We start from the raw sequence: 12,015 nt of genomic DNA, 5'->3' as shown, positions 1-12,015 counted from the left end.
AGCCCCGGCGACTTCATCCCCCTGGCCGAACAGACCGGCCTCATCCTCCCCCTGGGCCAATACGTGCTGGAGACCGCCTGCAGGCAACTGCACCGCTGGGGCCAGAACCCGGCCACCGCCCACCTGTCCATCTCCGTGAACGTCAGCGCACGCCAGTTCCGCCAGCCCGGCTTCGTCGCCGAAGTGCTGGGCACCTTGAAGGACTGCCAGGCAAAGCCCCAGCTCCTGAAGCTGGAACTCACCGAAAGCCTGCTCCTGGGCGACATCGAAGACACCATCGTGCGCATGGAGCAACTCAAGGCCGAAGGCGTGGGCTTTGCGCTGGACGACTTCGGCACCGGCTACTCCTCCCTGTCCTACCTCAAGCGGCTGCCGCTGGACCAGATCAAGATCGACCAGAGCTTCGTGCGCGACGTGCTGAGCGACCCCAACGACGCGGCCATTGTGCGCACCATTCTTGCGCTGGCCAAGAGCCTGGACCTGCAGGTGGTGGCCGAGGGGGTGGAGACGACGGGGCAGCTGGGCTTCCTGCGCTTGCATGGCTGCGAGGGCTTCCAGGGCTATCTGTTTGGCAGGCCTGTGCCGGTGGACCTGTTCGAGCGCGAGCACCTGGGCGATGAGGTCTTGCCTCCTGCCGGAAAGGCGGCCCCATGAACAGCCCCCAGGCGCAGCACGCTGCCATGGTGGCGCCTGCGGGCGCCAGCACCGCCGTGCTGTGGGTGGACGGCGACGCGCACCATGCCCAGGCCGCCATGCAGATGCTGGCCCAGCGCTGCCCGGGCTGGCGTGTGGTGCACAGCCCCTCGGCGGACGCGGCCTCGCTGCTGCTGGCCGCGCAGACCTGGGATGCGCTGGTGCTGTGCCTGGACCCGGGCCTGCTGGAGTTGCCCAGCCTGCTGGAGCTGTGCGCGGGCCGCCCGGTGCTGCTGTGCCTGGACCCTGCGCAGGAGGCGCTGGCCGCGCGGGGCTTTCGCGCCGGTCTGGGCGACTACGCCCTGCGTGCCACCGACGGTTGCAGCCACCTGGGCGAGCTGGTGCACCGGCTCACGGCCCTGGCCGGCCGGCACGGCCCGGTGGCGCAGCCAGGCGCGCAGCCCATGCGCACGGTGGATGCGCGCATCTGGCACGAGGCACTGAGCCTGCTGCAGGAGCAGCGCCAGGGCCTGCAGGTCACGCTGGCCAGCATGAGCCAGGGCATCTTCAGGACCGGGCCGGACGGGCGCATCACCATCTACAACCAGCGTGTACTGGAACTCCTGGACTTGCCCGAATCGCTGATGGCGGCCCGCCCCACTTTGGCCGAGCTGACGCAGCTGCAGGCCCAGCGCGGCGACTTCGGCGCCGCCTTCAACCTGGTGGACCACCGGGGGCGCGACTATGTGGCCCGTTCCGCGGTGGACCCTGCGCCCGAGGTCTACTGGCGCACCACGCGCGAGGGCCGCACGTTCGAGGTGCGCACCACCCGCCTACCCGACGGCGGCATGGTGCGCACCTTCACCGACGTGAGCGACTACGTGCGCGTGCAAAACGAGCTGCGCGAAAGCGAGGCGCGTTTCCGCAGCCTCAGCGACCTGTCTTCCGACTGGTACTGGGAGCACGATGCACAGGGGCGCTTCAACCAATTGGCGGGCGACCTGAGCGTCAATGGCATCCCCCTGTCCACGGTGATGGGCCGCACCCGCTGGGAGATCGGAGCCCTCAACATGGCCGAGTCCGACTGGGACGCCCACCGCGCAGTGCTGGCGGCCGAGCAGCCGTTTCGCGACCTGGAACTGCAGCGCCAGCGGCCCGATGGCAGCATGCATTGGATCTCGGTGAGCGGCGTGCCCGTGTTCGACGCCGAGGGCGTGCTGCGCGGCTACCGCGGCGTGGGCCGCGACATCACGGAGCGCAAGGAGGCCGAGCTGCAGATCGAACGGCTCGCGTTCTTCGATGCGCTCACCGGCCTGCCCAACCGGCGCCTGCTGATGGACCGCCTGCAGCGCGTGACCGTGTCGGCCGGGCGCGGCCATGCCCATGGCGCGCTGCTGTTCATTGACCTGGACAACTTCAAGGACCTGAACGACACGCTGGGCCACGACACCGGCGACCAGCTGCTGGTGCGCGTGGCCCGGCGCCTGCTGGCCTGCGTGCGCGCCAGCGACACCGTGGCCCGCTTTGGCGGCGATGAGTTCGTGGTCCTGCTCGACGGCCTGCACAGCGATGTGGCCCATGCCAGCAGCGAGGCCGCGGCCATTGCGCAGAACATCCTGGTGGCCCTGGGCAAGCCCTACGACATGGATGGCATCAGCCACCACAGCACGCCCAGCATCGGCATTGCGCTGTTCGGCCAGCGCCCGTCCACGCCGGACGAATTGCTCAAGCACGCCGACTTGGCCATGTACCAGGCCAAGGCCGCGGGCCGCAATACGCAACGCTTCTTCGACCCCGATATGCAGGCCGCCGTGAGCATGCGCGCGGCGCTGGAGGCCGACCTGCGCCGCGGCCTGAACCAGCAGGAATTCCTGCTGTACTGCCAGCCCGTGGTGGACGGCTCCGGCAAGCTGCTGGGTGCCGAGGCCCTGGTGCGCTGGAACCACCCGCGCCGCGGGCTGGTGCTGCCCGGCGAGTTCATTCCCCTGGCCGAGCAGACCGGGCTCATCCTGCCGCTGGGCCAGTGGGTGCTGCAGGCTGCCTGCGCACAGCTGGTACAGTGGTCGCGCAGCGCGCTCACGCGCCCGTTCTTCCTGTCGGTCAACGTGAGCGTGCGCCAGTTCCGCCAGCCCGATTTCGTGACCCAGGTGTTGGGCGTGCTGCAGGCCAGCGGCGCCAACCCCGAACGCCTGCGCTTCGAGCTGACCGAAAGCCTGCTGCTCACCGACGTGGAGGACAGCATCGCGCGCATGGAGCAGTTGCGCCGCCACGGCGTGGGCTTTTCGATGGACGACTTCGGCACCGGCTACTCGTCCCTGTCCTACCTCAAGCGCCTGCCGCTGGACCAGCTCAAGATCGACCAGGGCTTCGTGCGCGACCTGCAGACCGACCCCAACGATGCCGCCATCGTGCGCACCATCCTGGCCCTGGCGCGCAGCCTGGATCTGTCGGTCGTGGCCGAGGGCGTGGAGACGCCGGGCCAGTTCGAATTCCTGCAGCGCCACGGCTGCCAGGCCTTCCAGGGCTACCTGTTCGCCCGCCCCATGCCGGCCGAGATGCTGGAGCGGGCCCTGCTGCCTGCGCCATGACAAAGCCCCGGCCTGGCGTGCGGGCGACAATCGGCCCATGAAAAAACAGGTGTTGGTGGCCGGTGGCGGCATCGGCGGGATGGCGGCGGCGCTGGGCGCGTCGCGCGCGGGGTGGGAGGTGCGGCTGTACGAGCGTGCCGCTGCCTTCAGCGAGGTGGGCGCGGGCGTGCAGCTCGGGCCCAATGTGGTGCGCCGCCTGCAGGCCTGGGGCCTGCAAAAGGCGCTGCAGGAGGTGGCCGCGTTCCCCACCCGGCTGCAGGTGCGCAGCGCAACTGGTGGGCGTGAACTGGCCGAGCTGCCGCTGGGGAATACGGCCATCGAGCGCTACGGCGCCGCCTATGCCACCATCCACCGCGCCGACCTGCACGGCCTGCTGCTGGCCGCCGTGGGCAAATACACCGATGCCCAACTCAACCTGGGCCAGGCCATCGAAGGCTTCGCCGACGGCAGCACCGCGCGCACGGCCATCCCCGGTGCCGAGACCGCCATCACCGTGCGCACCAGCCAGGGCAAGGAGGTCGAGGGCGACGCGCTCATCGGCGCCGACGGGCTGTGGAGCCGCACCCGGTTGCAACTGCTGGGCGATGTGCCACCGCGCCCCACCGGCCACCTGGCCTACCGCGCCCTGGTGCCGCAAGGTGCGCTGCCCAGCAGCCTGCGCACCCAGCAGGTCACCGCCTGGCTGGGCCCGCGCCTGCACGTGGTGCAGTACCCTGTGCGCCGGGGCGAGTTGCAGAACCTGGTGGTCATCATCGAAGGGCCGGCTCCGGCCGACCTTCAGCACTGGGACCATGCCGCCAACGCTGCGGACCTGGAGGGCGCCCTGCAGGATGCCTGCCCTGCGCTGCGGCATGTGGTGGACGGCGTCGCCGCAGCGGGCACCGGCTGGCGCCTGTGGCCGCTGTCCGACCGCCCGCCCGTGCGCAATGCCGGCGAGATGGCCCAGGGCCTGGTGGCGCTGCTCGGCGATGCGGCCCACCCCATGGTGCCCTATCTGGCCCAGGGGGCCGGCATGGCCATCGAGGACGCCGCCGAGCTGCAGCGGGCGCTGTCCATGCACGACCTGGAAGTGCCGCTGCGCCTCACGCGCTATGCCCTCAACCGCTGGCAGCGCAATGCCCGCGTGCAGGCCCGCGCCCGGCGCAATGGCCGCATCTTCCACGCCGTGGGCCCCGTGCGCTGGGGGCGCGACGCCTCGCTGCGCCTGCTGGGCCAGCGCTTGCTGGACCTGCCCTGGCTTTACCGGGGTGATGGCTCGGTGGCCAGTTCGCTCTGACTCCTTCAGGAGGCAGCCAATGGGCAGTCTGCCAACACCCGCTCGGAAAGCGTCTGTCGGAGCGCCTGCAGTGCGGCAATACGGGCGTCGATCTCCAGCAGCTTGGCAGACAGCACCTCGGTGATGGCCGGTGCCGGGTCCGGTGCATCCCAGATGGCCGGCAGCCGGTCGCCGATCTCGGCCAGCGTAAAGCCCAGCTGCTGCGCCGTGCGGATGTACTGCACCAGCATCAGCGCCTCTGGCGGGTAGTCGCGGTAGCCATTGGGCAGGCGCTGGGCGCGTATCAGGCCTTGCTGCTCGAAAAAGCGCAGGGCCTCGCGGCTCAGGCCAGCGGCCGCGGCGAGTTCACCGATCCGCATGGTGCGCCTCCTCGCCCAGGGCCCAGCGGATCACCGCCATCTGCACCGGCAGCAGCAGCTCCTTCTGGGCGTAGCCCACGAAGCCCGGGTAGTCCACCGGGTCCACCGCCAGCTCGCGCCCCAGGGTGAAGGGCGGCGTGGGCAGCAGGGCGGGCTGGCCCAGGGCCGCCAGATGCTCTTCGGTCAATGGCACCAGATCGGCCTGTGTGGTGGCGTCGGCCTGGGCGCTTGCGGGCCAGCTGTCGGTGACCACCACGTCCACCGGGCCGCGCAGGGCCGAGGGCTCCACGAAGGCCACATGGGGCAGCACCTCGTGGAAGCGCCGGTGGCACACCTGCACCAGCCCGAAGCCCAGTACCTGCGCCAGATCGTGCCACGAGCGGAACACATTGGTGCTTGGCCCCCACAGGCACACGCGGGCTTCCTGCAGTGGTTTGACGCGCGTCTGCACATGCCAGGCATCGGTCAGCACCTCGCAAGGGTGGCCCTGGGCCGACATCGCGTTGACCACGGGCCGCCGCGTCGCCGCCGCAAAGGCAGACAGGCGCGCGTGGTCGGACTCGCGCACCACATACAGCGCATAGAACGGGTCCAGGTAGCCGGCCAGGTCGCCCACGCGCTCGCCGGTCTTGAGCAGGTTGGGCAGCTCCGTGAACGCCAGCCCCAGGCGCCGGAAGGCCTCGATGAAGGTGGTGCGCGTGCGGATGCCGTTGCCCTCGAAGGACCAGGCCACCGTGCCCGACAGGCGCGGCGCTGGGGCCTCCACCAGGGACCAGATGTGGCGTATGTCGGCGGGCTGCAGTTCGCCCAGCTGGATCAGGTTCATGCGCAGGGGATTCCCGGTTGGCGCTGTCGGCGAGCGGAGCGCGAAGAAGAAAGAAAGTGCTTGACCCTGAAGCGTACTTCAAGGTGGAAGCTTGGGGCCTTGTTCCACCCGATACCCCTTGCTGCCATGCCCATTCCCGCCTTCACCCCCGCCCGCTACCGGGCCACCGTGCGCGCCAGCGCCTGGTACGACCTGCTCGTCACCTGGCCCTTTGCCCTGCCGTGGACCTTTGCCTGGCTCTACGGCCTGCTGGCCTCGGCATCCACCGCGCTCGCGCTGCCGGGCACCATGCACCCGCTCGATGCCACGCACATGCTGCTGGCCAACCTGCTGGGCTCGGTGGTGGTGGTCTGGTCCATCGCGCGCATCGCGGCACCCGGCGTGCTGCTGGGCCGGCTCGACGGTCTGGCGCGCTTCCTGTTCGCGGCCTGGCAGATCTACGCCGTGGCCCACGGCGCCAGCGCCATCGTGCTCGGGTTCACCGTGTTCGAGCTGTTCTTTGGCGTGCTGCAGTGGTGGCGCGTGGCGGGCGCGGGCGGCGCCGCATGCCCGGCCAAACTCAGTGCCCGGGTGCGGGCAGCCGCTTGAGCGGGGCCATGCCGATGGCCAGGAACAGGTTCTTACCGTCCGCCGCGCTCGTTTTCCTTGTCCTTCTTGCCTTGGTCGTAGTGCCACTTGATGGCGAAAAACATGCCCGTGCCGAACACGAGAACCTTGAACACAATGAAGACCACAGGGACCCAATCCATTTTTTCCTCGCCATGAGTTGGCACTATCTGCCGTGATCGTAGCAAGCCAATGGACAGGTGGCCCTGGACATTTTGTCCCAGGGGCGGCGGTGGTCCGCTCCACCGAGCGCATTGCGGCGCCTGGCATGCCTGCCCGCCCGAGGTCAATGCACGGACGTGGACGCGGGCGCGGGCAGCAGCCGGAACGACAGCACGCCAGCCGCCAGCAATGCCGAGATGGTCAGCATCACCACCACGTAGGGATCCACCCCACGCGCCGTGGCCAGGTATGCCGCCAGCCCCGTGAGCCACTGCATCAGCGCCACGCCCAGGAACAGCGCCATGGTGAACACCGCCATGGCGCGCCCGGTCATGGCGGCCGGGTAGGCCGATCGCACATCCGAGTACTGCAGCACCATGTATCCCGAGAGCAGGCCCACCGCAATGGCGCCGCCCACGTCCAGCCACTCCTGGTGCAGTAGGCCGATGAGCAGGAACAGGCCGCAGAGAACCACGGTGAAGCCCGTGATCCAGCGCCTGCGGTGCGCTGGTCCCGGGTCCAAGCGACCGAAATACGCCGGCGTGAACAGCGACACCAGCGAGGTGACCATGGCCACATTGCCGCTGGCCACCAGCGAGTAGCCGTGCCGCTCGATCAGGAGCGGCCCGAGCCACAGTCCGCGCAGCGTGAGGAAGGAGGCGTAGGTCGTCAGCGCCAGCAGCATGATGCCGGCCGTGTGCGGCAGCAGGAACAAGGCGCCGAAGCCGCGCACCGCAGCACCCCAGGATTCGCGCTGTGCGCCGGCGGCTTGCGGGGCCTGGGCGGGCTCGTGCACCTGCCACCAGATCAGCAGCCAGGCCAGCGCCGCCAGGCCCGCCAGCACCGAGAAGCCCATGCGCCAGGAGGAATGCTGCACCAGCCAGGCCAGCGGCGTGCCGGTGAACAGCATGCCCAGCCCGCCGATGCCCATGGCCACGCCCGACACCATGGCAAAGCGTGCTGGCGGAAAGTAGCGCGCGATGAACACCGTGCACACCAGAAAGGCCGGTGCGCAACCCACGCCGATCAGCACTTGCCCGAGCAGCACGGCGCCATAGCCCGGCGCCAGCGCCGACAGCAGCGCGCCCGCGATGGTGAGCGGAAACGCCACCAGCAAGGTGCGCCGCACACCATACAAATCGATCCCCACGCCCATGAACAGCTGCATGCCGCCGAAGGCAAAGGCAAAGGCCCCGGCGAACGCGCCCAGCGCCTGCGCCGAGAGCCCGAACTCCGCACGCAGCCCGGTGGCGATGATGGCCGTGATGGTGCGAAAGGCCTGGCTCAGCGCAAAGCCCGAGACCAGGGCCAGCAGCATGGCCCAGGCAACCCGGGGGGCGAGCAAGGGGGAGGGCGGGGCGGCGTCTGCGGACTGGGGCGGCAAGGGGTGTCTCCATGAGGGCACGCACGGTGCGTGGCCTCCATCGAGGGTACACGTTGCGCGGGCAATGCGCTGTCCCCCATGCGGAGGATGCGCGCCTGCCGTCACAGGTCCGTGCGCAGCTTCCAGATCTCGGGGAACAGCACCACGTCCAGCATCTTGCGCAGGTAGCTCACGCCGCCCGTGCCACCGGTGCCGCGCTTGAAGCCGATCACGCGCTCCACCGTGGTCACATGGCGAAAGCGCCACAGGCGGAAGGCGTCTTCGAGGTCGGTGAGCTCCTCGCCCAGTTGGTACAGGTCCCAGTGCTTGTCAGGCGCGCGGTACACGGTGAGCCAGGCCTGCTCCACGCCCTCGCTCTCCACATAGGGCTGGGTCCAGTCGCGTTCGGTGTGGCTGGCGGGTACGGCAATGCCGCGGCGCGCCAGCAGGCGCAGCGCCTCGTCGTAGAGCGAGGGCGCTTCGTAAGCGGCCTGGACCTGGGCCAGCAGGTCGGCGCGGTGCTCGTGCGGCTTGAGCATGGCGCGGTTCTTGTTGCCCAGCGCAAACTCGATGCTGCGGTACTGGTAACTCTGGAAGCCGCTCGATTGGCCCAGGTAGGGCCGCATGGCGCTGTACTCGGGCGGCGTCATGGTGGCCAGCACGTCCCAGGCGTGCACCAGCTGCTCCATGATCTTGGAGACGCGCGCCAGCATCTTGAAGGCCATCTGCAACTCGTCCTGCGCGATGTGGCCGATGGCGGCGCGCAGCTCGTGCAGCATCAGCTTCATCCACAGCTCGCTGGTCTGGTGCTGCACAATGAACAGCATCTCGTCGTGCGCCGGCGACAGCGGCTTTTGCGCCGTGAGGATGGCGTCGAGCTGCAGGTAGTCGCCATAGCTCATGCTCTTGCTGAAGTCGAGTTGGGCACGCTCCTCGTGCACGATGGATTCAGGCTTGCCGCTGGCGGGGGGCTCGGCCGGCGTTGCAGGGGTGTGGGAGAAGGGGCACATGGCTCAGGTCACCGCATGGATCTGGTTGAACTCGGGGCGCCGCCACTCGCCGGTGTCGAGCACCTGGCGCAGGTGCTCCACGGCGTTCCACACATCCTCGTAGCCGACGTACAGGGGCGTGAAGCCAAAGCGCAGGATGTCCTTGTGCGGGCCCTGGCCGCCATCGCCCTTGCGGAAGTCGCCGATCACGCCGCGCGCGATCAGCGCCTGCACGATGGCATAGGCACCACTGCCCTGGCCGTCCAGGCCCTGGCCCTCGTCGCGCGTCAGGCACACCTGGGAGCCGCGCTGGGCGTGTTCGCGCGGCGTGGCCAGGCCCAGGCCGTGGCCCGCGCAGCGCTCTTCCACCAGCGCGATGAACAGATCGGTCAGCGCCAGCGACTTGGCGCGCAGCGCAGCCATGCCGCCCAGGGGCTGGGCCGCGTCGAACACGTCCAGTCCGCACTGCAGGGCCGACAGGCTGATGATCGGCTGCGTGCCGCACAGGTAGCGCGTGATGCCCGGGGCCGGCCGGTAGTCCGGCGTGAACTGGAAGGGTGCCGCATGGCCCCACCAACCCGACAGCGGTTGCCAGAAGCGGTCGGCATGGCGCGGGTGCACCCAGGCGAAGGCCGGCGCGCCGGGGCCGCCGTTGAGGTACTTGTAGCCGCAGCCGATGGAGAAATCGGCGCCTGCACCGTTCAGGTCCACCGGCACGGCGCCCGCGCTGTGCGCCAGGTCCCACACGGTGAGGATGCCTGCTGCATGCGCGGCCGCGGTGATGGCCGCCATGTCGTGCATGGCGCCGGTGCGGTAGTTCACATGGGTGAGCATCAGCACGGCAACATCCTGCGTCAGCGCGGCGGCGATCTCCTCGGGCTCCACCAGCACCAGCTCCAGGCCGCGCTCCCTGCACAGGCCTTCGGCGATGTACAGGTCGGTCGGGAAGTTGCTGCGCTCGCTCACCACGCGCTTGCGCGCCGGGCTGTCCTCGCGCGCGATGTTGAGCGCGGCGCTGAGCACCTTGTAGAGGTTGACCGAGGTGCTGTCGGTGCAGACCACCTCGTCCTTGCCGGCGCCGATGAAGGGCGCAAGCTGGTTGCCCAGGCGCTGGGGCAGGTCGAACCAGCTCGCGGTGTTCCACGAGCGGATGAGGTCGGTGCCCCATTCGCGCGTGACCACGTCGGCCACGCGGGCGGCGGCCGCCTTGGGCAGCACGCCCAGGGAGTTGCCGTCCAGGTAGATCACGCCGCCTGGCAGGCTGAAGTGCCCGCGCAGCGGGGCCAGGGGGTCTTGCGCGTCGAGCGCGCGGCAGTCTTGCAGTGTGGTCATGGGGGTCGCGGGGGAAAGTCTTGGAAATCAGGGCAGGGCGCGCAGTACCGCCCGGACCGGGGAGGCATCGGCCGTGGTCAGCTTGAGCGGCAGGGCGATCATCTCGTAGTCGCCCTCGGGCACGCCGTCGAGCACCAGGTTCTCGAGCACGCGCAGGCCGCGCTGGCGGATCACCTGGTGGCTGTCCAGCGTCTTGCTGTCGGCCGGGTCGATGCTGGCGGTGTCGATGCCCACCAGGAGCACGCCCAGGTCGGCCAGGCGCGCGATGGTGGCCGGCGCGTAGGCGGCCAGCGCTCCGTCCCAGCGGTCCACCGGCATGGCGTCGTAGGTGCGCACCAGCACGCGCTGGGGCAGGGTGGCGTCCACCGCGTGGGCAATGTGCTCCCACTCGATCAGCGGACCGCGGCCGATGCAGTGGATCACGCGGCAGGGGCCGAGAAAGGCCTCCAGCGAGACATCACCGATGGCGGCGCCGTTGGCGTCGTAGTGCAGCGGCGCGTCGGCATGTGCGCCCACATGGGGCGAGAGGGTGATGGCGCTCACGTTCACCGGGCAACCGGGCCCGATGGTGGCGCACCACTGCTGGCTGTAGGCCGTGTCGCCGGGGAACACCGGGCTGCCCGCATGCACGGGCGGCGAAATGTCCCAGAGCTGGCGTGCGTTGGGAGTGTGGCTGGCTTGCATGGGACAAAGTTTGCATGTCCCGTCAAACCCGTGGTGTCGGTTAATTCCAACAGCAGGGGGATTTTTTGTTGAAGCCTAAACTAATTTTAGAAGATCAGACCTTCTTCAAGAGGCGGCAGCCCGTGGCGTGTGCGCGCCTTGTTGCAGGCATAGTCACCGGCTTCGAACTCGCGGCAGGGCGAGGGCCGCCATTCGTAGATGCCGCAGGCCACTTTTTCACCCACCTTGCCGGTCAGCGCAGCGCAGCGGATGGGCACGTGGTCCGTGCCGCGCATGCGGCAGGTGCTGCCATTGACCTCCATGGCCAGGCCGTTGGGCACAGTGCCGCCCATCTCCTGCATCTCGTACACGGCAAAGTCCACGCGGAAGCTGGCGCAGCAGGCGCCACAGGTCAGGCAGGGGTGGGCGGAGTCGGACATTCAAGAGCACGCCTGGGTCGGCGGTGGATTCGGATCGGGGGGCCTCGAATGGTAAGGCAGGCAGCGTGCCAATCATCCGCACAGGGCATTCAGCCGTACAGCCTGCCTTGCGCCAGCGCATCCAGGGCATGGGTCAGGTTGGTGCGTGCCTGCGCCTCGAATCGCCCATGGAACCAATCGGTGCCATAGATGCGCGGGCGTTCCAGAAAGCCCCGCAGCACGGCGCTGCGGCCCGCCACATAGCGCGGCCAGCGCACGAAGAAATACTCGCGCCGCACATTGCGCTCGAACTGGCGGTACACCGCGTCGTTCTGCCCGAGCACGGCCAGATCGATGTCGACGACCCACTGCGCGTCGCCGCTGAGCGGGCCGGGGTTGTGGCGCGTGTCCAGGATGAACTGGTGCACGGCCTGCACCAGCGCGGTCGGCAGGCCTTGTGCCGTCAAAAAGCGGCTGGCCCAGTCGGCGCTCTTTTCCTCGTTCAGGCGGCCCCAGGGGCGGTAGACCGCGTCGTGGAACCACAGCGCCAGTGCCACGGCATGCGGCTGCTGCAGCGCGCAGGGGTGTTCGGCCTGCAGCGCCTGCAGGTGGCGCAGGCAGGCCCACAGGTGCGCGGTGTCATGGTAGGCGCGCGGCCAGCGCGCCCAGGCCAGCACCAGGCGCCGGCCCTCGCTGTGCCAGGCGGGCGTGTAGCGGCCCAGGGCCTGGCCCAAGGCCTGCCACTGCGCCAGCAGATCGGCGCAATGGGCGGGCTGGCGGCGCCAGGGCATGGGCAGGA

13 protein-coding genes are annotated in these 12,015 nt (G+C 69.5%); 4 read left to right on the top strand and 9 right to left on the bottom strand.

The features are described 5' to 3' along the window. The 3 genes from AC07X5_RS19690 to AC07X5_RS19680 form a co-directional block, all read left to right on the top strand. A partial coding sequence (locus tag AC07X5_RS19690; protein WP_494771494.1) for a putative bifunctional diguanylate cyclase/phosphodiesterase occupies positions 1–654 on the top strand: 654 nt, incomplete at its 5' end. Then, positions 651–3,221 carry a putative bifunctional diguanylate cyclase/phosphodiesterase gene (locus tag AC07X5_RS19685; protein ID WP_494771493.1) on the top strand — a complete coding sequence of 857 codons (2,571 nt, stop codon included), beginning with the start codon at positions 651–653 and terminating at the stop codon, positions 3,219–3,221. The genes AC07X5_RS19690 and AC07X5_RS19685, both read left to right, overlap by 4 nt. Before the next feature lie 37 nt (positions 3,222–3,258). After that, a complete protein-coding gene (locus AC07X5_RS19680; protein ID WP_494771492.1) occupies positions 3,259–4,497 on the top strand; it encodes an FAD-dependent monooxygenase in 1,239 nt (412 codons plus the stop codon). Positions 4,498–4,502: 5 nt separating this feature from the next. Here the strand turns inward: AC07X5_RS19680 and AC07X5_RS19675 are convergent, their stop codons facing one another. Both AC07X5_RS19675 and AC07X5_RS19670 read right to left on the bottom strand, forming a co-directional pair. After that, positions 4,503–4,856, bottom strand: coding sequence for a MerR family transcriptional regulator (locus AC07X5_RS19675; protein WP_494771491.1), 354 nt, complete (start codon positions 4,854–4,856; stop codon positions 4,503–4,505). Beyond that, entirely contained in the window at positions 4,843–5,682 is an 840-nt protein-coding gene (locus AC07X5_RS19670) for an ornithine carbamoyltransferase (protein WP_409957047.1), read from the bottom strand. Before AC07X5_RS19670 ends, AC07X5_RS19675 begins: the two co-directional genes overlap by 14 nt. Positions 5,683–5,808: 126 nt before the next feature. Here AC07X5_RS19670 and AC07X5_RS19665 point away from each other — a divergent pair, with 126 nt between their 5' ends. Beyond that, complete coding sequence (locus tag AC07X5_RS19665) at positions 5,809–6,270, top strand: hypothetical protein (RefSeq protein ID WP_409957049.1); 462 nt, start codon at positions 5,809–5,811, stop codon at positions 6,268–6,270. Between the two features lie 32 nt (positions 6,271–6,302). On the opposite strand, the gene AC07X5_RS19660 is transcribed toward AC07X5_RS19665, so the two are convergent. The 7 genes from AC07X5_RS19660 to AC07X5_RS19630 form a co-directional block, all read right to left on the bottom strand. After that, positions 6,303–6,431 carry a hypothetical protein gene (locus tag AC07X5_RS19660; RefSeq protein ID WP_409957051.1) on the bottom strand — a complete coding sequence of 43 codons (129 nt, stop codon included), beginning with the start codon at positions 6,429–6,431 and terminating at the stop codon, positions 6,303–6,305. 143 nt (positions 6,432–6,574) lie between these two features. Then, positions 6,575–7,768, bottom strand: coding sequence for an MFS transporter (locus tag AC07X5_RS19655; protein WP_494771504.1), 1,194 nt, complete (start codon positions 7,766–7,768; stop codon positions 6,575–6,577). Positions 7,769–7,935: 167 nt separating this feature from the next. Further along, positions 7,936–8,823 carry a tryptophan 2,3-dioxygenase gene (gene kynA, locus AC07X5_RS19650; RefSeq protein WP_494771490.1) on the bottom strand — a complete coding sequence of 296 codons (888 nt, stop codon included), beginning with the start codon at positions 8,821–8,823 and terminating at the stop codon, positions 7,936–7,938. A gap of 3 nt (positions 8,824–8,826) precedes the next feature. Then, on the bottom strand, positions 8,827–10,134 hold the full coding sequence (kynU, locus tag AC07X5_RS19645) for a kynureninase (RefSeq protein WP_494771489.1): 1,308 nt from the start codon (positions 10,132–10,134) through the stop codon (positions 8,827–8,829). 27 nt (positions 10,135–10,161) lie between these two features. Next, complete coding sequence (gene kynB / locus AC07X5_RS19640; protein WP_494771488.1) at positions 10,162–10,818, bottom strand: arylformamidase; 657 nt, start codon at positions 10,816–10,818, stop codon at positions 10,162–10,164. 86 nt (positions 10,819–10,904) lie between these two features. Next, a complete protein-coding gene (locus AC07X5_RS19635) occupies positions 10,905–11,237 on the bottom strand; it encodes a YkgJ family cysteine cluster protein (RefSeq protein WP_409957059.1) in 333 nt (110 codons plus the stop codon). A gap of 89 nt (positions 11,238–11,326) precedes the next feature. Beyond that, positions 11,327–12,007 (bottom strand): HD domain-containing protein, encoded by a 681-nt coding sequence (locus AC07X5_RS19630; protein ID WP_494771487.1) that lies wholly within the window; start codon positions 12,005–12,007, stop codon positions 11,327–11,329. Between the last annotated feature and the right edge of the window lie 8 nt (positions 12,008–12,015).

The organism is Acidovorax sp. GW458-11-26-14-TSB4 (genome assembly GCF_059423865.1).
Note: the sequence above shows the minus strand (reverse complement) of the source record. Positions and strands in the feature narration are given on the sequence as shown.

Excerpts from the sequence above, each read along its gene's own strand:
- AC07X5_RS19685 (WP_494771493.1), top strand. The coding sequence starts at position 651 with ATGAACAGCCCCCAGGCGCAGCACGCTGCCATGGTGGCGCCTGCGGGC.
- AC07X5_RS19680 (WP_494771492.1), top strand. The coding sequence starts at position 3,259 with ATGAAAAAACAGGTGTTGGTGGCCGGTGGCGGCATCGGCGGGATGGCG.
- AC07X5_RS19675 (WP_494771491.1), bottom strand. The coding sequence starts at position 4,856 with ATGCGGATCGGTGAACTCGCCGCGGCCGCTGGCCTGAGCCGCGAGGCC.
- AC07X5_RS19670 (WP_409957047.1), bottom strand. The coding sequence starts at position 5,682 with ATGAACCTGATCCAGCTGGGCGAACTGCAGCCCGCCGACATACGCCAC.
- AC07X5_RS19665 (WP_409957049.1), top strand. The coding sequence starts at position 5,809 with ATGCCCATTCCCGCCTTCACCCCCGCCCGCTACCGGGCCACCGTGCGC.
- AC07X5_RS19660 (WP_409957051.1), bottom strand. The coding sequence starts at position 6,431 with ATGGATTGGGTCCCTGTGGTCTTCATTGTGTTCAAGGTTCTCGTGTTC.
- AC07X5_RS19655 (WP_494771504.1), bottom strand. The coding sequence starts at position 7,768 with ATGCTGCTGGCCCTGGTCTCGGGCTTTGCGCTGAGCCAGGCCTTTCGC.
- kynA (WP_494771490.1), bottom strand. The coding sequence starts at position 8,823 with ATGTGCCCCTTCTCCCACACCCCTGCAACGCCGGCCGAGCCCCCCGCC.
- kynU (WP_494771489.1), bottom strand. The coding sequence starts at position 10,134 with ATGACCACACTGCAAGACTGCCGCGCGCTCGACGCGCAAGACCCCCTG.
- kynB (WP_494771488.1), bottom strand. The coding sequence starts at position 10,818 with ATGCAAGCCAGCCACACTCCCAACGCACGCCAGCTCTGGGACATTTCG.
- AC07X5_RS19635 (WP_409957059.1), bottom strand. The coding sequence starts at position 11,237 with ATGTCCGACTCCGCCCACCCCTGCCTGACCTGTGGCGCCTGCTGCGCC.
- AC07X5_RS19630 (WP_494771487.1), bottom strand. The coding sequence starts at position 12,007 with ATGCCCTGGCGCCGCCAGCCCGCCCATTGCGCCGATCTGCTGGCGCAG.